The sequence below is a fragment of the Clostridium sp. C8-1-8 genome (genome assembly GCF_009928445.1).
Lineage (GTDB): Bacteria > Bacillota > Clostridia > Clostridiales > Clostridiaceae > Clostridium_AR.
Genome location: NZ_JAABNO010000004.1, coordinates 214,571 through 239,270, shown reverse-complemented (window position 1 = coordinate 239,270; position 24,700 = coordinate 214,571). Strand labels below are relative to the sequence as shown.

Here is a 24,700-nt window from a genome sequence, read left to right as displayed (position 1 = left end):
CTTTCAGTAGATACCATATTTTCTCTAAATATAGTGTTATCAATGATTTCTTTTTATCTTTTTTGTTCGAAAACAACACATTTTATTTTACAACATAGTATATTTTACTGATAATTAAACATTTTCCTAATAATTTATTACCTGTACTTTTTTATAATTTAAGTTATATATATATTGCATCACTATATCCCTTATATCAAGCCATTAGTAACTCAACCAAAAAAGTTTGTTTATTTTTGTTCGAAATATATTGATTTTTTTCTTTTTTGTTGGTAATATTTAATCAGCAATTGAAAACAATTACTAATTTATTTGCTACTATAAAAGATTTGGAGGTGATTACAGCAAATTTCACTTTCTCCATATAGCATGCTTATATAGAGAAATCACCCATAATTTCTGTATAGTTCAACAATTATAATCTACAGACAAGGATGTAATTTATCTTTATCAATTAAGTAAACGTTATAAGTAAACGTTTGTATGATTCTAATTTTTAGGAGGTTTAATTTTTATGTTAAAGAAAAGTGTTAAATTGATGATTTCAACAATGATGTGCATGGCTTTAGCCGTAGGTGTAGGAGCAAACAGTGGTGCTACAAAACAAGTTCAAGCCGCTACAACTTTCGCTAAAGGCGCTGATATAGGTTGGTTAAACCAATTAGAAAATCAAGGCGTTAAATGGCAAAATGATAACGGTGTGCAAACTGATGCACTTCAGATATTAAAGGATCATGGCATAAATTCAATAAGATTAAGAGTATTTGTAAACCCTCCATCTAACTTCGAATGGACTAAGAACGATGGTACAAAGTGCATATTAGGATACGGCGATACAAACGGTGTAGTATACACTGCTCAAAGAGCTAAAAAACTCGGAATGAGAATTATGATTGATTTCCATTATAGCGATCATTTTGCTGATCCAGCTTATCAAGACAAGCCTACCGCTTGGGCAGGACATAGTTTCTCTCAATTACAAACTGATGTATACTCTCACACTAGTTATGTTATGAATGCTTTAAAGAATGCAGGAGTAACTCCTGAGTGGGTTCAAGTAGGAAACGAAACTAACGGTGGAATGTTATGGCCAGACGGAAGCTCTTCAAACTTCAGCAACTGGGCTGCATTAATAAATCAAGGTTACAATGCAATAAAGGCCGTAAGCCCTTCTTCAAAGGTAATACTTCATTTATCAAACGGAGCTAACAACAGTCTTTACAGAAGTGTATTTGACGGACTTACAAAAGCAGGCGCAAAGTTTGACGTAATAGGAATGTCTTACTATCCATATTGGGACGGGGTTGATTACACTAAGAACATTGATGCTCTAGGATCTAACATGAATGATATGGTATCTCGTTACAACAAAGAAGTTATGATTTGCGAAATAGGCGGACTTGAAACTAATCCAACTAATTCATATAACATGATAAAAGCAGCTATAAGTAAAGTACAAGCAGTGCCAAACGGAAAAGGGCTTGGAGTATTTTATTGGGAACCAGAAGCTAATTCCTCTGTACTTCCAGATAAATATCCATTAGGAGCTACAACTAAAACATCAACTAATGTACTAAAGTTCTCAACAGCTTTAGATGCATTTAAATAAAGTTCTCACCCAAAAGTTTTAAATTCAGATAATTATAGGCCAATTATCTATTTGAGTATTTATATATAACTAAAAGACAAACACTTATCTACTAGTGATCAGTGTTTGTCTTTTTATTTTTCGCCTAACTCTTTGCTAATTCATGCGACAGTTCAAGCCATAGAACACAAAAAATCACATAAATTGTTTACTCAACCTAAAGCATTGGATAGCCAAAGATTTGGTTTTATAACATTCCCCTAGCATCCCATTAACTTTGAAACAAACCTCTTCATCCTCTTCATAGCATCAATTATTTCATCTGTGGAAGTAGCATAGCAAACTCTTACAAACCCTTCTCCACAATCTCCGAAAGCGTTTCCCGGAACCACTAAAACTTTTTCTTCCAAAAGAAGCTTTTCACAAAATTCGTCAGAGGTTAATCCTGTGGATTTAATACAAGGAAATACATAAAAAGCACCTAAAGGTTCAAAACATTCAAGTCCCATATCATTAAAAGCACTAAGCATAATCCTTCTTCTTCTATTATATTCCCTCACCATATCCTGCACATCATCATCACAGTTCTTCAAGGCTTCGATAGCTCCATATTGCGCTGTAGTAGGCGAACTCATTATGGCATATTGATGTATCTTCTTCATAGCTTCTATTAGCACAGGATGGCCACAAACATAACCTAACCTCCAACCCGTCATAGCAAATGCTTTAGAAAAACCATTTATAACAATAGTTTTATCCTTTACCTCCGGAAAACTAGCAATAGAAACATGCTTATCGCCATAGGAAAGCTCTGAATAAATTTCATCTGAGAGTATTATTATTTCTTTATCCTTTAAAAAGTTCACTATAGGTTCTAACTCTTCCCTCGTCATTATAGCTCCAGTAGGATTGTTAGGGAACGGAACAATCAAAACTTTAGTTTTTTCAGTAATAGCTTCTTCTAACAAGTCTACAGTAAGCTTAAACTGATCTTCAGCTCTCAGATTTATTACAACAGGAGTTGCTCCAGTAAATGTAGTACAGCCTTTGTAAGCTACAAAACTAGGCTCAGGTATTATAACTTCATCTCCAGGCCCTACTAGAGCTCTAAGAGCTATATCAATACCTTCACTACCTCCAACAGTGACTATTATTTGGTCTTTCGGATCATATTTTAATTGGTATTTCTGCTCTAAATAACTAGATATCTCTTCTCTAAGTTCCATAAATCCAGCATTGGAAGAATAATGAGTATGGCCTTTTTCCAAGGAGTATATGCCCGCCTCTCTTATATTCCAAGGAGTAACAAAATCCGGCTCACCAATACCTAATGAAATCACATCCTCCATTTCATTAATCAAATCAAAATACTTTCTTATGCCAGAAGGAGGCATATCTTTAACTCTTTTTAGAATCATATCCTCAAGCATCATATAAATATATCCTCCCTATCATCTCTAGTCTTTTCTTCAAAAATAGTTCCATTATCTTTATACTTCTTTAAAACAAAATGAGTAGCAGTACTCAATACATTTTCTTGAACCGCAAGCTTTTCAGAAACAAAAAGAGAAACCTCCTTAAGGCTTTTTCCTTCTACTATTACTGTCAAATCAAAGCCTCCAGACATCAAGTAGCAAGCTTTTACTTCAGGGAATTTATATATCCTTTCCGCAACCTTATCAAAACCTTCTCCCCTCTGAGGACTAACTCTTACTTCAATTAAGGCTGTAACACTATCCTTATGGGTCTTTTCCCAATTTATCAAAGTTGTATACCCAACAATTATATTATCATCTTCATATTTTTTTATGGTTTTCTCAACCTCTTCAAGAGTTCTTCCCGTCATAACAGCTATCTCCTCAGCTGTATATTTACTGTTTTTTTCTAAGATTTCAAGAATTTCATCCATGAATAAAACCTCCCTCAATATATTTTCCTATAAAATAAAAAACCCCTTCAATCCCTGTAAAAGGGACGAAGGAGTATATTCGCGGTACCACCCTAATTAGTGCGCAAGCACTCTCTTAGTAGGAATAAAATATTCTTTTTCTAAAACCGAGCATTGTCAATTGAATACCTTAATTCCATTCCTCTATAACGTGAGGCTACGTCTTTATCTAATTAAGATTAAAATTTAATCTTATTTTTCAACAAGAGACTCCAAGACTGCTTCCACAAAGTTTTTCTGTTGCACTTCCACCATCTACAACTCTCTTTAAGAAAAACACTAAGTGTACTCTTTCTTTTCAACACCTTTGTCATTTATAATTTTTATTTATTATACTCGTAAAATAATAAACAATCAATAGTTTCGTAAAAACTTTATTTCTTTAGTAAAAAAGTCATCGTTACTTTTTTAGAATAATAATGTTTCTTTTCTATAATACCTATAAAATATACAAAAGAGCGTCTAGTAAAACCAATTACTAAACACTCTTCCTTATTAATTTGTAATATACATCTATTTTTTATTGAAATTGAGCCACTACAAACTCTACTGCCTTCTTTGGATCTCTTGTTAAATTAATATATTCTACTCCCTTTGTAGCCACTAACTTAACATTTAATCTTTCAGCATCAGCCTTGATGTCTTCATAATATGAAGCTACTTGAGGAGCTAAAACTATTAAATCAAAATCCTTCATAATCTCATAGTGTGAACCATAAGCTCCTGCTGCTGAAGTTATAGGAAGATTGTATTCCTTAGCTCCTTCTTTCAAAGCATTAGCTAACATTGCACTTGTTCCTGCTCCGGCACAAAGGACTAAAACATTCTTAGCTTCCTTAACAGAAGCTTCAACAACCTTTTTAGGTTCTACTTTTGTTTCTACTGCAGATACTGAAGCTTTTTGAGCTACAGCATTCTTTTCAGCCTCAGCTTCAGCCAATGCATTTGCTGCTTCTTGTTCTAATAATTGATCATCATAAGCCTTAACAAATGGGAAGTATATTATAAAGTCTACAAGTAGTAGTAATGCTAGTAAAACGAATGATAGAACTCCAAAACCTGTTCCTAAAATCAATCCTATTGGCGCTGGTGTAGCCCATGGAAGAACGTACATAAAACTGTTCATCTTCAATATATCTACAAAGAATTTGAATAAGCATACGTTTACTATTGGTGCTAAAAGGAAAGGTATAAAGAATACTGGGTTTAATATAATTGGTGTTGCAAATAACAATGGTTCATTTACTGCAAACATTACCGGGATAACCGACGTCTTACCAACGGCTTTTAATTGTTTTGATTTAGCGAATAGTAAGAATATAATTGGCACTATGAAAGTAGCACCTGTACCACCCATTGTTCCAACGAAGTTTCCTAATCCAACAGTCAATACCTTACTTGCTTGATGTCCTGCTTTAAATAATTGTAAATTAGTATCTACATTAGCATATATGATTGCTGCTATAGCTGGTTCTACTATAGATGGTCCATGTACACCAACAAACCAGAACATAGCCATTGCACCCCATATTATTGCTATCCCAACATATCCGTCAGCTGCTGTGAATAATGGTTGGAATAATTTAATAACTGCTTCTGCAAAAGTTGTACCAAATATACGATTTACACATAAATCTAATGCTACCATTATGAAAGTAGATAGAGCAAAAGGAATTACATCTTTAAATGTTTGAGAAATTGTTCCTGGAACTTCTTTTGGCATTTTTATTGTGATATTGTTCTTAACACATACCTTGTAGGCGTTTACAGCAATAAAAGCTGAAGCGAATGCTGCTAATAAACCTTTAGTTCCCATGTATGTAGTTGAAATTCCACCATTAATTTGGCTTACACTCAATAGTAAAAAACCTACAACTGAAGCTAACATAGTAGAAGTAGAATTAATTTGATTGTTCTTTGGCATCTTTCTATTCATAGCATCAGTTAAGCTACGAGCTGTTGTTGCAGAAACTAAAAGCGCTACAACTCCCATTGAGTAATTATAGATCTTCCATAACCATCCTGATAATCCATCAGGCCAATAAAAACCAAATGCATTCGGAACTGCAGCTATCAGGATAAATATACTGGAGAATAATATTACTGGCATAGCTGACAAGAATCCGTCACGAATTGCTCCTAGATAAATGTTTCTTGAAACCTTTTCAAAGAAAGGTTTACCTTTTTCAATAAATTTTATTAATTTATTCATAATTGCAAACTACCCCCTCAAATAAAAATCACATTAATAAATCGCTTTGACTTCTAAAATTAATAATAGAACGTTTACTTATAATAAGTTCTTCTTTAGCTTGTCTTACTAAAGTGCAACATCTAAAACAGGATTTAACTTTAAAAACAGGCCATTTAATACCTTAATACCGTTCCCCCCTCCTTAATGAAACCTAGTATAAAATGAAAAGTTTACGTTTACTTGTTGTTTGTTTTTGTTCTATTATGTTTGTTTGATAATGTTATTATACTGCCCTGCACAAAACATGTCAAGCACCATTTGTTGTTTTTTTTCAAACAAGTATTTGTTCCAAACACATAGAACGCTATAACCTTAGTATTTTCAAGCATCTAAACAATAAAAAATATTTTAAAATCCTCAAACAAGTGTATCCACAACCGGATACTTTTTTATTTTTTCATGAATATTTCACACTAAACTTTTTTATAAAAACGCACTTTTACTTACATTTATGTCACTATATTCGAATTTTATATTTTTTATATCAACAAAATCAAACAATTTTATTACAAAATAAAACATAGCATAAAGATTTTTAAACAATATCATGCAGAAGTTCCATTAGCATCGATTCTTTTTATCATAAGTTTAGCTATTATATTTTTTCAGATAACGATTTCAGTCAATTACGCACAATATTTCTGTTTGTTTTAGTTCATATATGTTTGGTGTATTTTTTAGTTATTAAAAAGCAACTTCATTTTTAACCTACTAATTTTTAAAGCGTAGGAAATAAATTTCCTACGCTTCTTGATCTACAGACGTGAAACCTGATCCTAGAATATGCATTTTCACATCTCTAATATGTAATACCACTTGAAAAATAATATGGCTCCTCATTCATATAGCTCTTTTGCTAGAAAACAGCTTTATTGGAATGACAGTTATAATTTTTCAAAATTATCAATCAATTCATCCGATAATCTTTTTGGTTGCCCTTAAAAAACTATTTAGTTCTCTTATATAATTCAATAAAGTTACTTATAATATCTCTTAATAATACAACTGTCATCAAGTGATCTTGAGCATGAACAGTTAGGAAACCTACTTCAACCGCTTCTCCGCTTGCTTCCATTTGTAACATCTTAGTTTGAACCTTATGAGCTTCTGCTATTAATCCATTTCCTTCTGTTACTAAAGCTGATGCTTTATCAAAATCTCCAGCATTAGCCGCATTTAGAGCCTGTACATAACATGTTCTAGCGTCACCAGCATAAGCTACTATTTCAATCGTTACCATTTCCATTTCCTGTTTAGTCATTTTAAATCAATCCTCTCAGTATAATAATATTTTAAATCTATATATTCATCTTTATCCCACTCAAGGAATTTATAGAATAAATGATTGTTCACTAGATAGTTGTAAAAGTTTTAATAACAAAATCTCTATCCTAAAATTTATATAAAAATAGCTATAAACCACTGCTTCTGCCAATCAAATAATAATAACCTTGGCTTTAAATGCAGGCTAATCAAAGGTATCAAAATAATGAGTGCCATAAAAATATATTTCTGAAGGCAATTTCAGAAATCAAAATATAAATACACCCTTCATTATAATTATTAAAACAGATATCTTTAATTAACCTGCAAAACCAGTTAATCTTAGATATGAATTAAAAAAACTCAAAATAATCAGAATTATATATTCCAATTACTCCTCCTTTATACTATTAATTATCTTACAGTATTTAGAGTACTTTTCTTTCAGATCTTCATCTAAACTTGAGTCAGTTACCAATGCAGTTAAATCTTCTAACTTATATAAAGTATAAAAATCTTCTCTCTCGATTTTACTTGAATCACATACTAAATATCTCTTAAGAGCATTATTCATTATAATCTGCTGGCATTTACCTTCTTCTTCATTTGAAGTCATTATATGATTTTCTAAAACCCCATTTGCTCCAATAAAAGCTAATTTAACTCTTATGCCTTCTAACAAATGATTGGCAAAGCTACCTACAAAAGTGCTTGTTTTATTTCTTAATCTTCCACCAATAAGTATCAGTTCAATCCTGTCATCATATCTTAACTTTTCAAATATATTCAGGCAATTTGTTATAACCTTTATTGATGATGCATTAATATAATCGCACATATATTCAGTAGTAGTTCCTGGTCCTAAATATACAATATCATTTTCTTTTATTAAACTGGCAGCAATTTTAGCTGTTTCAATTTTCTTATCCGCATTTATTCCTCTTTTTTCATTTGGCGAAAGCTCTTCAACTCTATTACTTTGTTTACTTCTAGCACCACCATGAATCCTAATTAGTAAATTTTGTTCTTCTAGATATTTAAGATCTCTTCTTATTGTCATTTCAGTAGCTTTCAATTTCTGCGTTAGGTCTGCTACTTTTATTGTTCCGAACTTATTTAAATTCTCTAATATGAATTCATATCTTTGCTCCTTTAGCATTGTTATTCACAAATCCTCTCTTATATATTAACCGTTATCACTTTTGTTTGTTTTTGTTTATATTTATATTATAAGTTCTTATACTTATCTTACAAAGCTCAATTTATAATCATTTTACTACATTTAGACAACTTATTCTGATATCTCCTTCTCTTTTCTTCAGATTACTTTTAATAACTATATTTTATATCTATGTTTTCGTTTACAATCCGCTTTTTTTCTCAATATTATTTTCTTTTTTGTTTGTTAGGAACATTTATATATGTTTTTTCTTTATAATTACATAAGATCTATATTAGAATACATCTACATCTAAACTAAAAATTATGTGGCATAGGTATAAGCTCATTCTATCTACGCCACACAAATTAGCTGATAATTATATAATTGTTTTAGTTTCACTAACCATCTTATACCAATATGCAGATTGTTTTGGGTATCTCTTTTGAGTTTCAAAGTCTACATAGAATAGTCCATATCGTTTATTATATCCATTTGTCCAAGAAAATAAATCCATTAAGGACCACAAGAAATATCCTTTTACATTAACCCCAGCATCAATTGCTTTGCTCAAGGCTTCCAGATATAATCTTAAATAATCGATTCTAGGAGAATCCATTATTATACCATCTTCAAAGTCATCTTTGTATCCCATTCCATTTTCAGTGATGTAGATTTTATTATAAGTCGGATAATCTTCTTGTATTCTTAATAATAAATCATACATTCCTTCAGGATAAATCAACCAATCCCAATCAGTTCTTGGTATACCTTCTTTATATATTCTCTCGCCAATGCCCTTTACTTTATATACAGAAGTTCCTTTATCTCCAGTTCCATTATGATGTATCATGTTCTCACCATTATAGGCCTTAACAAAATGACTGTGATAATGATTGATACCTAAGTAATCATTTCTATTAGAAGCTTTTTTCATTTCTTCAAAGTCTTCCTCTGAGAATTGATAGCTAGCATTATTAGCCTTACAGATCTCATCAAGCGCAGATAAGGTTTCTTTTGAATAATATCCTAAGTAAGTAGCATCTAACAAGAAACGGATTGATAAAGCATCATCAAGAAAAGCCGCATGTCTATCTTCTTCAGAATCTGAAGCTGGATATTTTGTCTCTAATGAATGAACAACACCAATTTCCCCTTTATACTTCTTATCCTTAAATATATTAACTGTTTTTGCATGAGCATACATCATATTGTGTAGGCACTGGATTATCTTTGTAAAATCATATTTTATTCCTGGAGGAAAAACTCCTAGTAAATATTGATTAGTAGCTACTGGGTAAATCTCATTAAAGGTGCTCCAATATTCCACTTCTTTAAATTCTTCAAAACAGAACTCTGCATATTTTACGAAAGCCTCAACATTTTCTCTATTTAAAAAATCACCTTTATCAAAGAGAGCCTTTGGTGTATCAAAATGATGAAGAGTGACAAATACTTTGATATTACGCTCTCTACATTCTTTAAATACATTATGATAATAATCTATACCTTCTTGATTTATGTAGCCAACTCCTTCCGGAAAGATTCTACTCCAGGCAATTGATATCCTTAAACCATTCACTCCAAACTTTTCACAAAGCTCAATATCTTTTGGATATTGATGATAAAAATCACTAGCTGGATCTGGACTAAAGCGGCCTTGATTTTCTAAAAAATCATCCCAGGCCACAGCTCCTTTTCCCCCTTCTTTAGTAGCTCCTTCTACTTGATAAGCAGCGGTTGCTCCTCCAAAAATAAAATCTTCAGGTAACTTTCTCATTTTTATCCCTCTTTCCAAGATAGCTTTTCTATTAAACTTCTATCTATATATTATCATAAAAATATAATTATTTATTATCAATTGAGATGATTTGCTCATACTATACTTGTATTTTATTATGACTTTTAAAGCATAGCATTACCACATATTGCTTATATATTTATAAATCTTGCTATATGTATGTAACATTTTAATCTTAAGTCTATTTTCAAAGCTCATTTGTGTCCTTAGAGTAGCTTGAAAATATAAATTTTACTATGAAGGAATACAACTATAGTATATAATTTATACTAAATATTTTTAAAACTCATAAGGAGGACTCATGTATACAATCGAGCAAGGTGTGCTAGCAAATTCTTATATTCATTTTAATGCTCCAACAAGTACTGCAAAATCACTTTTTTATTACATTGACTCAGTTGGCCACTTTTATTGCGACAACAACTACAAGGTATCCAGAAAAAACTTTGATAGTTTTTTACTTATGTACATAGCTAAAGGAGAAGGCCTTTTAACTATAGAAGATAAGACTAGAACAATAAAAGAAAATGATGTAGCTTTAATTAACTGCTATGAACCTCATAAATACGAGACTAACTCTTATTTAGAAACTTTATGGATTCACTTTGACGGTAATGTCATTAAAGATTACTTTAACTTAATAAAAAAGGATAATGTCCATGCTATTTTTTCTACAGAAGGAACTCTAATCCCTAACTATTTAATATCAATAGTAAATTTATTTAAAGAAGGTCAAAGAATAAATGAGCCTCTAATTTCTTGTGAAATTCAAAGAATTCTTGCTGAGCTATATAATTTATCTACTGGGAATCAAAGCACCACTTTACATAGTTCAAGCTTTATTAATACATCTATTTCTTATATAAACAATAACTTTAAAAATAAGCTTTCATTGCAAGATATTGCCTCAAAAGTATCTATAAGCCCTTTTCATTTCAGTAGATTATTCAAAAAAGAAACCGGCTATTCGCCTTATGAATATATAATAATCACTAGATTAAATCATGCAAAAAAACTCCTTAAGACTACAAATATGCTCATAAAAGAAATTGCCTTTGAGTGCGGTTTTAACAGCGAATCCAATTTTATAATCAATTTTAAAAAACACACCAGTATGAGTCCTAAACAGTTTAGAGAAGTTCCATTTTAATCTCGCTATCATGGAATTGAAACTTCACCTATTAATTTATACAAGGGTATGTATCAAATTTAGGCTAGATTTAATAATATTTTTGAAATTAAGCGTTCATGAAGGAGATGCTATATGAGCGAGTAATTAGTTCAAACTCATTAAAGCATCAGATGACCGGTGTCTTAATTTTAACGAGATACTTTAACAGAGCCTAAATTTAATGTTCTTAAGACGAGCATAAAAATTTATAAATGATAGTATGACTGTATTCTTCATTTTTTCTCAATAATGGAGTTTTTATAGAATTATAATTAATTGAATTCGGTGCATATTGCGCCTCTAAACATATTGAATTATGATACATATATCTTATATCATCTTTTCCAATATCCTTGCCATCAAAGAAATTTGCAGTGTAGACCTGAAGGCAAGGATAGGTAGTGTGCACCTCCATTACTCTTCCACTATGCTCCTCAATCAATACAGCAATTTTTTCAAGCTTATTTTCTTCAGTTTGTAGAATATAATTTTCATTATATCCATGTCCAATTTTCAATTGATCATATTCACATTTTATATTCTTGCCTATAGTTGTAGGTTTTCTGAAATCCAGTGGAGTCCCATCTACAGCTCTAACCTCTCCTTTGCTAATTGATTGTTCATCATTCACAGAAAACATCTCTGCTTTAATCATTAGCTTATGCTCATAGATCTTATTATTGAAATCTCCTGATAAGTTGAAGTAGGAATGATTAGTTAAATTGACAATAGTATCTTTATCACTAGTTGCCTTGTACTCTATTCTTAAAGCATCTTCTTCTGTAAGAGTGTATATAACCCTTACCTTTAAGTTTCCTGGATATCCTTCCTCCATATCTTTACTCATGTAATAAAACTGTATTGTATCATCAAAGTCAGATATGTTTTCGCAAGTCCATAAAACTTTGTCAAAGCCTTTTTCCCCACCATGTAAGTGATTGCTACCTTCATTTTTAGTAACCTTATATTCCTTATTATCTATTATAAAACTGCCATTTTCTATTCGGTTACAGCATCTTCCTATAGTCGCACCTAAGTATTTATCGCCTTTTAGATATCCATCTAAATCCTTGTAGCCTAAAACTACATCTTCAAATTTACCATTTTTATCTGCTACCTTAATACAAACAATAGTTGCTCCATAATTAGTTACTTCAACCTTTGTCCCATTTGAATTTTCAATGGTATACAAATATGCTTTATCCCCATTAAAAGTCTTTCCGAACTCTTTTTTTAATACACTCATATAATTTCCCTTCTACTATAATTATGAACTGCTTCAAAAATAAACCTTATATAGTAACTTTCTACCATACACAATTTCTTATTATATTGTTTCAAGATGAAGCAGCTCATTCTTTATTAAAAACTTTGTATTATTAATCCTCCTATAAGTCTAACTCTCTTAAAAAACTTAAAACGCCTTGATGATTAACATCTAACTGCAATACACGTTCAAAGTTTTCCTTTGCCTTAGCTCTATGGTTAAAGCCCAAACTTCCAAGCCCCATTAAGTAATAACAATGAAGATGATTTTTCTTATCCAGATCTTCATCAAAGATTAGAAAATCTGGTAATGAAACCGCAAAATAATCTAACTTTACATGATCATATAAGTGCTTTTCACCATAGTCTTTAAGCTTATTAAATCTTCCTTTTGCCTCATCTATTTTATTAAGCCTTAGTAAAGCAAGGCCTTGGTAATATATACTCTCAGGCGGTTGATCATTATAAAACATAGCACTTGCTGGTACATCTAAGCCTATAGTAGCTTTTTCATAATGCTCTATAGCTTTCTCTATTTCCCCAATTCCATCATAAGCACATCCTAAATAGTAATTTATATCATTGTCACAAGCTCCTTGCAGCTTACCTTCTCCCAAATTATCCGGATAAAATAATGCCTGTTCTAGGTATCCTATTGCTTGGTTATATCTCTTTTCTTTTATAATAGCTTTTCCAAGCTCCACATTGGCATATATATATTGCTTAGTTACTTTTCCTTCTCCACCTTCCCATGGATGAAATACCCTCTCACTTAACAAACCTAAAACTTTTTTATGCTCCTTTTTTGTATTAAGTAAAGTGATATATTCAATATACAGATCATCTCTGCTTTTTACTGTTTCAAGGTTTTCATGAAGTTTATTAAATCTTTCTTCATAGGAAACATTGATTTTTTTATATAACTGATCTAGCTCCAGCAATACCCTTGCATCAGATTTGTTCAATTCAAAAGCTTTCTCAAGGCACTGTCTAGCCTCTATTGCTTTGTTTTCCTTATTGTAATAAATAAGAGCTAGATTTCTATATACCGTAGGAAAATCATCATCTATTTCAGCAGATCTTTCAAAATAGTCACGGGCATTAGAATACTGCTTTTTGTCAAGAAGAATATTTCCTAGATAATAATAGGCCTTACTGCCTGCATCTTCCCTGTTAGTAGCCTCCTTAAGAACCAATAGATCCTCCAAGGTATTTGGAAAGCAATAATCACTCTTTGCCATATCACCAAGTTCAAACTCTTCTTTTGATAAACTTATTTCTCCAAGCTTAGTTAGATAATATGCCTTATAGTAATGGGCCATTGGATAAGCTTCTTTTGTACTACTGAGGTATCTATCAATTATCTCAATAGCCTCCTCATAGAACCCTGAAAAACCATACTCTATGGAAAGATTAATATAGCTATGAACATCCATTCTCATTACTTTATTCAATTCTTCCAGTATATCTTTTGCCTTTATTTCATTTTTTCTTTCTTTTTCTATTAAATACAATTCATTTCTAGCACCATGATTAAGCTTATCTATTTCTTTAGTTTCTAGTGCAAAGCCTTGGCTTTTCTCAAATCTTCCAAGTTTTCTTAAAATGGCACACTTTAAATTTCTTGCTTTACTGTTATGGTAATTTCTTATTATAGCTAGATTTATATGTTCAAGAGCCAGATCATAATCTCCCCTTATCACATCTATTTTTGACAATGAATAAAATCCACTGTCTTGATAAGCTCCATTCCAGGTAGCTTTAAAAAAGGCATCATAAGCTTCATCTAAAAATCCTTTGTACTGTAATACTAACCCTAAATTATATAAGGGTTCTCCATCGTAAGGATTAGGACTATGTGTTTTTGAGGTTTCAACTGCTTGTCTAAAAAACTTCTCTGCTTTATCAAATTCACCTCTTCTTAATAATAGCGCTCCATATGCATTGTTTATCCTTATGTCCTCCGGATCTCTTATTAAACCTTCTAAATAATATTCATCCGGCTCATAAGTTGCATGTCTGTATTGTTCTAAATGTATACCTGCAAGAAATAAAGCTTCGTTATTTTTAAGCTCTTTTGGAGCTTTAATTGGTTTAGCAGCTTCAGGGGTCTCTTCTATAGTTTTTTCTTTAGGCCTATAGTATATTAAAGTCTCTCCGTTTTCTTTAGATACCAATATTGATAAATCATATTCTTTTTCATCCTTATCAATCTCAATCTCATTATTATAAGTATTCTCAGGTGATAAACTTACCACTTCTGTTAGATAATTATTGTATTTACCAGCTACTTCAATCTTGACATTATTGTATTCAGCAGTTGTATAAATACCAATCTTTAGCTTATTCTCTTCAACAGAAAAGCTTACAGAAGCGTTTATATTTGCATTATGAACCATCCCAATATTTTTATAAGGCATAAAATATTGCTTAAAATTCTTCTCCTCATAAGGCTTTAACCATGTAAAATCCGGCTGATTATCGGTAAACACACCAGTCATCAGTTCTATATACGGGCCATTATTATCTGTTAGATTTCTATCCCAAGCCTTTCCAAACTCTCCGCTCCCCCATGTCCATTGCTTTTTGCCTGGTGAAATATGATGATCTGCTACATGTAATAACCCAGCATTAACGCTATAATCATAGCCTCCAACAAAGTCATAATCTGAATGATATGCCATATAAGACGTAGGAACTGGTATATTCTTATACCTTGATATATCAACACCCTTTGAGTAGTCCATTTTATAGTAAATACCAGTTGCTATAGGAAACTTTGATACATCTCTCTTACCATGGTCAAAAACCGCATGAACATCTGGAGGAAATACAGACTGTGTATAGTCGTTTACTGCCACTGCCGGATTGGCCCACCATAGAAACGTTTGATTTTGTGGTGTTCCGTTATAAAGCTGTCCAGCTATTTCTATATATGCCTTATCAGGATAAAGGGTAAACCCTGCACTGCCCTTAGTTCCATACATTCTGTCAACCTCGCTAACCCACAAGGTGCTACTTCCATCTTCATTCTCTATTAATTTGTAATCAACAGGTCCAAAGGTATTAGGTCTATGATGCTGAGGCCAGTTAAACTCTATACCTCCAGATATCCATGGACCAGCAAGCCCTACTAATGCTGGTTTAATAACCTCATTGTAGTATACAAAATCATAATTGTTTGTCTTATCTAAAGCTCTTTGAATTCTTCCTCCTAGCTCAGGCATTATCATTACCTTTAAATATTTATTTTCTAAAAATACTACCTTATATTCCTTATCTATTTTTTCATCATTTATCTTATCAATTACTGGCAAAGGATATACTTTCCCAGAACTTCCTTGATAAACTCTTTTTTCTAAAAACATCGGATTTTTATCAGGGCTTCCAACAGTATATGTAGGGAGCTTTATTACTTCTTCCCATATCATTGTCTTCATATTTCTTCTCCTCACTTTTTATTTTTTATAGATTTTTAATAGCATTGTTATAATTAAGTGACTATACAATAGTTGCTATAATTATCTAACTTTAACTATTAATTCATGGATGCAAGATAATCTCTAGAGGCTTGTATTGTCAAATATGTCTAAATTAAATTTTCATAAATGTCTATATAAAAAATCTAATTAATGTATCAGATTCTCAGCAGCCTAACATTGATCTAATTCTCTACAGATACTTATTCCTCGAGTTAATTTAAATATATTGCTAAGAATTTATCTATATTCTATTACCATATACCAAAGATTACATTACTATATTTTGCTTATGTATTTATAAATCTTGCTATCAATTAATTATCCTTAATCTTATGAATATGAGAAAAATCTGATAGGGGCATATTTTTTACTATTTGCCCTAAATAGATACTCCAAAGCGTTGATATTGATGGCTTAAGCTAAAAAGATTTACAATCTCCTAAACAGTAAAATAGAAGCCCCTATATCCCTGACCTAGGGATATAGGAGCTTCATAAAAATATTTAATTTTGTCTATGTTTAAGAATATTATTGAAATTAAGTGGTTAAGAAGGAGTTGCTATATGAGCGAGCAATTAGAATTAAAGCATCGGATGACTGACCGCTTAATTTCAACACGGTGCTTTAACAGAGCCTTAATTTTAAGCTGGGAGAAAAATACTTAGTTTTGTGCCTTTTCCTTCCTCACTTTCAATATGTATCTTACCATTGTGAAGCTTTATTATTTCATCACAAACAGCAAGGCCTATGCCACTTCCTGGCTTATTTATATCCACCTTATAAAACTTTTGAAAGATATTTTTCAACTCTTTATTCGGTATACCACAGCCAGAATCTTCAATTGAGATAACAATATAATTGTTATCTTTAAACAATCTAGCATTTATTACTCCACCTTCTTCAGTAAACTTTATTGCATTATCAAAAATATTTATAAATACCTGCTTCAATCTATTTCTATCAATCTTTATAAGTTGATTGTCAGTTATCTCTTTTATAATGGCTATTCTATTTCTCTCAAGTCTAGGTGACAACTCGTTTATAGTTTTGTTTAACAAATCACTTATGTTAGTAATTTCATAATTTAGACTTATCCTTCCAGACTGAAATCTAGAAAAGTCCAGTAGTTCTTCTACCAGCTTTGTAAGTCTTTCGCTCTCATCAACTATTATATCAAGTGCTTCTTCTCTTAGTTTTTCATCCTTAAATTCTTTTCTTTTTAAGGTGAAAGCCCATCCCTTAATAGAGGTTAGCGGTGTCCTAAGCTCATGTGATATTGAAGACATAAAGTCATTTTTTAGTTTATCGCTCTTAAGAATTTCCTCCGCCATATAGTTTAAAGTATCTGAGAGAGTTCCAATTTCATCATCATATTTTTTATAAACTTTTACTTTAAAGTTCCCTTCCGCCATCTGTTTTGCTGTTTCTGTAATTAGATGTATAGGTTTTATTATGTTTTTCGCTATTGTAATACTTACTATTGAAATAAAAGCTATAACTAAAGCTCCTACAACTGTAAAAATGATAAATAGCCTTTCCAAAAAACTATCCGTCTGCTCTAAAGATACCACAACTCTTATTACATTAGGTTTATCCTTTTTATCTCCCCATAATGGATAGGATACAGCCATACACTTTTCTTTCGTATACTTAGGTACCCCTATCCATCTGTAGGGCTTACCATTTTGCAAAACATAGTCAACATCTTCATATTCTATTTTTGTACTCTCTTTAAGCCCTAAAGAATCTCTTAATAAATTTTTATTTTTATCTATTACTTGTACTTCTGAATTTGAATTAGTATTTATATACTCCACCATCTCATCCACATATATAGTTATATCTTCATTATAAAAATACTTGTTATAAAATTTAGCTGAACTTTCAAGCTGCTTAGATAAACTTTCCTCTATATTTCTGTAATAAAAACTTTTGATACTTATAAAACATATTATTTCAATAATTACTACAGATAAGAATATGGCAATAAAATGACTTCCTAATAATCTTGTTTTTATGCTATTCATATTAAATTTCCTGACCCTTTGAAAATCTATATCCATATCCCCAAACAGTTTCAATGTAAACAGGTTTTGAAGGATCATCTTCTAATTTCATTCTTAATTTTCTAACATGGACATCAACAGTTTTATAATCTCCAAAGAAGTACTCTCCCCAAGCACCATCCAAAATATCATCTCTAGTAAAAGCTTTTCCACAGTTCTCCATAAAGAATTTTATAAGGCTAAACTCTTGATTAGATAATGAAACTTTCTTATTATCTTTGTAGAGAATTTGAGCCTTCAAGTCCAACTTAAGCTTATTAATCTCTATTACACTGTTTGCATCAGAATTTATAGCTTGTCTTTTTATTCTCCGTAGAATAGCATTAATTCTTGAAATAAGTTCCATAGGATTAAAAGGCTTAATCATATAATCATCTGCCCCAATATTAAGACCATGTATTTTATCAGAATCCTGGGATTTTGCAGTAAGCATGATTATTGCTATACTAGGAAATCTATTTCTTAATATCTCACAAAGCCTATAGCCATCCATTCCAGGAAGCATCAAGTCTAATACCACCATATCTGGAGTAAATTCATTACATACTTTTAAAGCTTCTTCACTGGATACAGTTTCTCTTACTGAAAAGCCGCTAATTTTAAGATTTGTTACTATAAACTTTCGTATATTCTCTTCATCTTCGACAATAAGAACCTTATCATTCATATTCATTCTCCTTGATAGACTAATCTATAAAAATAAAGCACTTCTATTTTTGCAAATTATTTATTTCATTTTGTACAGTATCCAAATCTATACTTTTATATATTTTTAGTGTTTCCTCAGTATTATAATAATTTACCTTATCAAGTTTTTTGAAAACTTCCTTTGCCTTACTTAAGAGTTCTAGGGCTTCACTCTTTCTGCTTAATTGCGCTTTAATTCGTGCGTCCTCTAAGTAAATATAGCCTAGTTGCCTATAAGCAGCATAACTATTTTCATCAAAAGCATTTTGATTATGTTTTTGCTCTGCTATGGTAATATCTATGATGTGGCTAGCTTCGCTATAATTGCTTTGCTTTTCATACACCTGAGCAGTTAGAAGCTGCACAGCTTCCTTAGTTAAAGGGTAAGCTCCTTCAATCTCCTTTATTGTACTTAACGTTTTTACTGAAGCTTCCACATCTCCACTTTGAAGTTCTGTTCTAAGCATTCCATACCAGGCAAAGTGGCTGGGAGATTTGTATTTTAGCATGTCGCTAAGTATATCATTATAATATTTCATAGTCTTATTTTTATAATCTTTATAAACATCCTTGCTTAGATAAGTTCCATTATCATCAAATTTAATAAAATCCACAAGCATATAATCTTCCCAATCCTTTTTCCAAGCTGCGGCAATTAATGGACCTCCATTATTTTCTGGTGTCTCAATAATATCTAACTTGTTCCATACTCCCATATATCTTTCCTTAATTCCGTCATTATCTGCAGTATAAGCATCGTATTCAACTTCTCCAGCATCATCTACAATAAAGCCAACAATAATACTATTATTTAACTTATTGAACACTTTTAAGAAGTTAAACTTAACTATAGATTTACATTTAAGAATTTTTTGATATTCCTTAACCCATATATTGTCTCTTTTTTTCAGAACCATAAAGCCTTTTTGTTCATCCTTTTTAATAAATACAAGCATTTCATTAATCTTATCATTATCTATATCTATAAATTTTATAGTACTTCCAATAGAAGCATCTTCTTCAGACATCATAGTAAATCCTGAAGGCAAAAATCTTATATATGTTTCATTAAGGTTATCTTCTTTAATTATGTCACTATGATTTAAAATAGGCGGTTTTATCAACGAGTTCGGTTCCTTATATGCAGTACATGCTGTACTAGTAGACATAAAGATAACCAACAAAATAATCTTCGCTAATTTTTTCATATAAACCTCTTCTGCTTTCTCATGATAAGTTAGTTATCGATACATCTTCCGAAAAGCTTATAGCATTGTACAAGAACAGTACATCATTTATTTTATTATTTTCTATAAGTTCCATAACACTACTATCAAAATATCTTGGATCAACCATATATATTTCACTATAGTGCGGTATCAAAAACGGAACGAAACTGTTAGCATAGGAATCTTTTATTATCATTATCTTTCTATTAGTTTTAGCTTCAGTACTTATCTTCACCAAAGGATGATTTCCACCAAAGAATATACTGTATTTATCTTTTTTATTAAGGTTGTCAAACTGATAAAGTGAACTTCTTTTATTTTTAGAGTCCGAATCCTCAACAGTATAATTAGTAACATCTTTAGGAATATAAAGCTTGATGCTATCTGGTAAAACATCTTTATATCCACCTTTAGAATAGGATGTGCCAAAAAAACTATTTGTTACTGTTTTTATATCAAAATCATTTTTATTAAAAACCTTTAATCCTAATGCATTAACAAACTTTTCATAAGCATAATAGGCACCATCTGTTGTCCAGTGATGGTCTGTCTTATAGTAAATATATTCACTTTTCTTTCTCTTCATGGTTTCATTCACATCTATAACTTTTACATCTTTATTTAGCTGCTCTTCAACTTTTCTAATATACTTTTCCTGATCTTCCATAGGTGCTGAAAAAGGTAGCTTATCCTTCAATATCTCTATTGAGTTAGGCACTAGCATAAAATACTTATTTGTATTCTTTGCATTGTTAAAAAGGTTATTTATAGCTAAAAGCTTTTCTTTTGTATCTTCATCGGTGCTACCTTTAAACTTTTGAATAAGATATCCATCTTTCCCTTTATATACACCGTTATTTTCCTTTTTCCCCATAGCTTCTTCCACTTCTGACTTTATTGAAATCCAAAAATCTCTTTTTGGAAATTGATCTGCTATAAAGTTCTCAAAATCTTTTGTATAGCTGCCACTTTTTAGTGTTTCCAAGGAAAAACTAGGCATAACTTGAAGTTCTCTATTTTCCTGATCAGAAAATACTTTCACAGGAGTTATTACTTTGAGCAATATTATTAATACAATATATAAGAAAAATTCAATGATAATAATTTTATTCCAAGCCTTTTTCATGGTTATGCCTCCTAAAACCTAAAATATAAAAATGGATTATAGCTTTGATTTACAAGATATGCTGTACATAAAAATACCATAGTCATATAAATAAAAGAAAAAATAATAATACCACTAGTTCTTAGCTTGTCCTTAATTTTACAGGATATTTTATTACAAATTGGTGTAGAGCAAACAAGTGCAATAATGAACATTAGAATATTAGTATAAGAGTAATAGATAGCAACATTATCTATTAGGCTTTTCGCATTTACTCCAAACATTATGCCCAGAAAATTAAATAACTTGTGCAAATCCTCGAATTCAAATAAGGCCCAGCCAATTATAATCATAACCATACTATATAAATTTCTAATTATTTTAGGCAATCCTTCAAGCCACTTTAGAATAAACAACTTTTCTAAAACCACTAAAGCTCCATAGTACAATCCCCATAGAATGAAGTTCCAATTTGCCCCATGCCATAAGCCTGTAAGCAACCAAACTACAAAGATATTTCTATAACACTTTATTTTACCTTCCCTATTTCCTCCCAGTGGAATATAAACATATTCTCTAAACCATCCACCTAAGGTCATATGCCACCTTCTCCAAAATTCTGTTATACTTTTTGAGGTGTAAGGATAATTAAAGTTTTTAGGCAAATTAAAACCAAACATCTTACCTAACCCTATAGCCATATCCGAATATCCGCTAAAATCAAAATATATTTGAAAGGTAAAAGCAATTATTCCGAGCCAAGCTGATAACACTGCTAGTTGTTCTGTAGGTATAATCTTTATTACACTCCATATTGCACCTATATTATTAGCTATAAACACCTTTTTGAACATACCAATTATAAAAAGTTCTATTCCTTCACCGAATAGTTTTATATTCTCATTTCGCTCAGCTATTTCTCTTTCAACATCTCTATATTTTACTATTGGCCCTGCTAAAAGCTGTGGAAACATTGACACATAAGTGACGAAGTTAACCAAACTTCTTTGAGCTGGAACTAAACCTTTGTAAACATCTATAACATATGACATAGTTTGAAAGGTATAAAAAGATATTCCAAGCGGCAGCGGTAAAGCAGTAAATTTAATAGAAAAACCAAGTACTTGATTTAAATTATTAACTATGAATCCATAATATTTAAAAAAGCATAGTATCCCCAAGTTAACTGTTATAGAAAATATAAGTATCTTTTTTGATATTCGTTTATTATCTTTATATTTATATATAAGTCTTCCATTGGTGTAATCAAAAATTGTAGAAAAAATCATTATTATTATGTATACAGGTTCTCCCCAAGCATAAAATATAAGACTCATTATAGAGATCACAATATTTCTATATCTTTTAGGGGATATATAATATGTTATAAGTACAACTGGCAAAAACACAAAGATGAATAACAGACTGCTGAATACCATGTCTTATCCCCCTAGTCTATTTAACTGCATCGTTAAAAGCTTGTATAATTTTATCCGCATCCTTTGATGCTACAAATATGATAATATTACCTTTAACCTTAACTACGCTATTTTTTAGTAATCCATATTCTTCAGGTAGATAATCTTTAAAATTAACTTCTTGTTTTTCTATCCTTTTATTTATTTTGTCTTGAAAATCCTGTATATCACTTTTTTCTTTAGCCTTTATTATCAGAATTTCATCAGCTTTGACATTTGAATCTGCTCTATAAAATTCAAATCCATCCAATTTATTCTCTTCTATACCATAGGTTTTTTTTAGCTTAGTAGCATCCTCACTTTTCAAAGTAAGTAAATCAACTGCATTTCCTATCTTTTTATTTATATCCTCTACTTTGATTTCTTGCTTATTTGAACAGCTTACCATTACTACAACTAACATTACTAAAATTGCAAATACTCCATATATTCTTTTCATATCTATCTCCTAAACAATCTATTTAACATTTTTTTCAATATAATTTAGCCATAAAGTGTAAAACTTTGATTTAAAATGCTCACCATCTGGTTCATACAAATTCTTGGTATAATCATCTATAAGCGAAGCTATATTTAGATAATTTAAATTCTCCTCTTTTGCTAATGCTGCAATCTCAGCATTAAATTGTCCTATTCTAGTGTTATTAACAAGGCTGTTATTTTTTGATGCCTTTGGCAACACCGGAAGTATTGATTGAACATATATCTTAGCGTTGGGAATTGTTTTCTTAATCTTTTCTAAAACCTTTTGATATCTTTGCTTAAAGATATCAGGAGTTGTCCCACCATACTCTAGGTCATTTGAACCTAATAATAAATATATTCTATTGGGGTTTAATTTTTTTGCTTTCTCTATCTGAGCATCTACTTGGGTTAAATTTATTCCTAACTTTGCACATACATTTTCTTCTGGCAAAAAATCAAACTCAGATATTCCCTGAGTTATGGAATCCCCAATAAAAATATCTCTTTTAAAAAACGAATCATATTTTTCCATGGCCATGCTGTTTTCAGTGGTTTTAGTATTATAATTTTGCTGGTTAATTTGTTGCTCTTTTTTATCTCCCTGCATCTTTGAATTCTCATTATCTTTTTTACCAATATCAGAACTCACTACAACTTCATTCTTCTTAACTGCAGTGTTAACCTCCTTTCCATGATTTTTCCCAACAGCTACATTAGTGGAATACAATGCCGTAATCGCTGTACTTATGGTTAAAATAAATATAACTATTACGTAGGTTTTTTTTAAATTTCTTTTGTTCTTTTTCATTGTGTAAGCCTCAACTTCCATAAGTATTTTTCATAAACCAATTATAGTTCCTCTAAACTTATAAATAGTTATCAAATGATTAACGTATTTTTTTAACTTTGGTAGCTTTCATTTTATATGAATACTAAGAAAGCTATCCGAAATCTATTTACAAAACTCTTCTGTTTCTTCAAAAGCTGCTTTTGAAAATATAATTTTTAATATGAAGTTGTACCTACATATAGATTTTTATGTTATTATTATCTATAACAAATTTAACTAATCACTTAGCTATTGGGGGATTATAATGAAAACAACTTTATATTTAGTAAGACATGGTGAAACAAAATGGAATACCGAAGGAAGATTTCAAGGCTGTATTGATATAGAACTATCAGACAACGGAATAGCTCAAGCCAAAAGGCTAAAGGAAAGGTTAAAAGATACCTTTGACATAGTATATACAAGTCCTCTTATTAGAGCAAAAAAAACAGCAGAAACCATTTGCGAAGATACTTCTATAACTCCTATTGAGGAATTTAATTTAAGAGAAATAAATTTTGGTGATTGGGAAGGACTTACCTTAGCTGAAATAAAGGAAACTTACTCTCAAGAGTTTTTAAAATGGCGTGAAGATGAGCTAGTAGGACCAATTTGTGGTGGTGAGCTTTCTATAAAAGCCGCTTGTGATAGAGCTAAAAAAGCTGTTCTAAAAATTATTGAAGAAAACCAAGGTTCTAGAATAGTCATAGTTGCTCACGGCGGTATAATAAAGGCTGCACTTATAGCCCTTTTTGACTGGAAGATGAATATGTATCATAAGGTACTTTTAGGCAACACTTCAATAAATGAGCTAAGCTTTAATGAAAGCCTTGAACCTAGATTAGTTTCAGTAAATGATTTGAATCATCTTAAGTAACTTGACTTGTTCATTAATTCGATAAATTTTTC

18 protein-coding genes and 1 other annotated feature are annotated in these 24,700 nt (G+C 31.0%); of the genes, 3 read left to right on the top strand and 15 right to left on the bottom strand.

Annotation, left to right across the window (positions count from 1 at the left end):
* The first annotated feature begins 514 nt into the window (after positions 1 to 514).
* A complete protein-coding gene (locus GXK57_RS06560; protein WP_160673298.1) occupies positions 515 to 1,609 on the top strand; it encodes a glycosyl hydrolase 53 family protein in 1,095 nt (364 codons plus the stop codon).
* 239 nt (positions 1,610 to 1,848) lie between these two features.
* Here the strand turns inward: GXK57_RS06560 and GXK57_RS06555 are convergent, their stop codons facing one another.
* The 6 genes from GXK57_RS06555 to lacG form a co-directional block, all read right to left on the bottom strand.
* Complete coding sequence (locus GXK57_RS06555; RefSeq protein ID WP_160673295.1) at positions 1,849 to 3,021, bottom strand: aminotransferase class I/II-fold pyridoxal phosphate-dependent enzyme; 1,173 nt, start codon at positions 3,019 to 3,021, stop codon at positions 1,849 to 1,851.
* A complete protein-coding gene (locus GXK57_RS06550) occupies positions 3,018 to 3,497 on the bottom strand; it encodes an Lrp/AsnC family transcriptional regulator (RefSeq protein ID WP_160673292.1) in 480 nt (159 codons plus the stop codon). Before GXK57_RS06550 ends, GXK57_RS06555 begins: the two co-directional genes overlap by 4 nt.
* A 58-nt stretch (positions 3,498 to 3,555) precedes the next feature.
* Positions 3,556 to 3,847, bottom strand: a binding site (T-box leader).
* A 209-nt stretch (positions 3,848 to 4,056) separates the two neighbouring features.
* Positions 4,057 to 5,748, bottom strand: a complete 1,692-nt coding sequence (locus GXK57_RS06545) for a lactose-specific PTS transporter subunit EIIC (RefSeq protein ID WP_160673289.1) — start codon at positions 5,746 to 5,748, stop codon at positions 4,057 to 4,059.
* Positions 5,749 to 6,736: 988 nt separating this feature from the next.
* The gene (locus GXK57_RS06540) at positions 6,737 to 7,051 is read right to left on the bottom strand and encodes a PTS lactose/cellobiose transporter subunit IIA (RefSeq protein WP_160673286.1); all 315 of its coding nucleotides are present in this window, start codon (positions 7,049 to 7,051) and stop codon (positions 6,737 to 6,739) included.
* 393 nt (positions 7,052 to 7,444) lie between these two features.
* Complete coding sequence (locus tag GXK57_RS06535; protein WP_160673283.1) at positions 7,445 to 8,212, bottom strand: DeoR/GlpR family DNA-binding transcription regulator; 768 nt, start codon at positions 8,210 to 8,212, stop codon at positions 7,445 to 7,447.
* Positions 8,213 to 8,591: 379 nt separating this feature from the next.
* Entirely contained in the window at positions 8,592 to 9,992 is a 1,401-nt protein-coding gene (gene lacG, locus GXK57_RS06530) for a 6-phospho-beta-galactosidase (protein ID WP_160673280.1), read from the bottom strand.
* Between the two features lie 322 nt (positions 9,993 to 10,314).
* On the opposite strand from lacG, the gene GXK57_RS06525 reads away from it, so the two are divergent.
* Positions 10,315 to 11,163, top strand: coding sequence for an AraC family transcriptional regulator (locus GXK57_RS06525; protein ID WP_160673277.1), 849 nt, complete (start codon positions 10,315 to 10,317; stop codon positions 11,161 to 11,163).
* Positions 11,164 to 11,371: 208 nt separating this feature from the next.
* On the opposite strand, the gene GXK57_RS06520 is transcribed toward GXK57_RS06525, so the two are convergent.
* The 9 genes from GXK57_RS06520 to GXK57_RS06480 form a co-directional block, all read right to left on the bottom strand.
* Positions 11,372 to 12,430: an aldose epimerase family protein gene (locus GXK57_RS06520; protein ID WP_160673274.1), complete on the bottom strand. Its 1,059-nt coding sequence runs from the start codon at positions 12,428 to 12,430 to the stop codon at positions 11,372 to 11,374.
* 142 nt (positions 12,431 to 12,572) lie between these two features.
* Positions 12,573 to 15,890 carry a DUF5107 domain-containing protein gene (locus GXK57_RS06515; protein ID WP_160673271.1) on the bottom strand — a complete coding sequence of 1,106 codons (3,318 nt, stop codon included), beginning with the start codon at positions 15,888 to 15,890 and terminating at the stop codon, positions 12,573 to 12,575.
* 683 nt (positions 15,891 to 16,573) lie between these two features.
* Positions 16,574 to 17,959, bottom strand: coding sequence for an ATP-binding protein (locus GXK57_RS06510; RefSeq protein ID WP_160673268.1), 1,386 nt, complete (start codon positions 17,957 to 17,959; stop codon positions 16,574 to 16,576).
* A gap of 1 nt (position 17,960) precedes the next feature.
* Positions 17,961 to 18,665, bottom strand: coding sequence for a response regulator transcription factor (locus GXK57_RS06505; protein ID WP_347709081.1), 705 nt, complete (start codon positions 18,663 to 18,665; stop codon positions 17,961 to 17,963).
* Positions 18,666 to 18,708: 43 nt separating this feature from the next.
* Positions 18,709 to 19,893: a hypothetical protein gene (locus GXK57_RS06500; RefSeq protein WP_160673263.1), complete on the bottom strand. Its 1,185-nt coding sequence runs from the start codon at positions 19,891 to 19,893 to the stop codon at positions 18,709 to 18,711.
* Positions 19,894 to 19,912: 19 nt separating this feature from the next.
* Complete coding sequence (locus GXK57_RS06495; RefSeq protein WP_160673261.1) at positions 19,913 to 21,040, bottom strand: DHHW family protein; 1,128 nt, start codon at positions 21,038 to 21,040, stop codon at positions 19,913 to 19,915.
* Positions 21,041 to 21,051: 11 nt separating this feature from the next.
* Complete coding sequence (locus tag GXK57_RS06490) at positions 21,052 to 22,458, bottom strand: MBOAT family O-acyltransferase (protein ID WP_160673259.1); 1,407 nt, start codon at positions 22,456 to 22,458, stop codon at positions 21,052 to 21,054.
* Positions 22,459 to 22,474: 16 nt separating this feature from the next.
* A complete protein-coding gene (locus tag GXK57_RS06485; protein ID WP_160673256.1) occupies positions 22,475 to 22,936 on the bottom strand; it encodes a DUF4358 domain-containing protein in 462 nt (153 codons plus the stop codon).
* A gap of 18 nt (positions 22,937 to 22,954) precedes the next feature.
* Positions 22,955 to 23,770, bottom strand: coding sequence for a GDSL-type esterase/lipase family protein (locus GXK57_RS06480; protein ID WP_160673253.1), 816 nt, complete (start codon positions 23,768 to 23,770; stop codon positions 22,955 to 22,957).
* Positions 23,771 to 24,056: 286 nt separating this feature from the next.
* Here GXK57_RS06480 and GXK57_RS06475 point away from each other — a divergent pair, with 286 nt between their 5' ends.
* Positions 24,057 to 24,668: a histidine phosphatase family protein gene (locus GXK57_RS06475; RefSeq protein WP_160673250.1), complete on the top strand. Its 612-nt coding sequence runs from the start codon at positions 24,057 to 24,059 to the stop codon at positions 24,666 to 24,668.
* Positions 24,669 to 24,700: the final 32 nt, after the last annotated feature.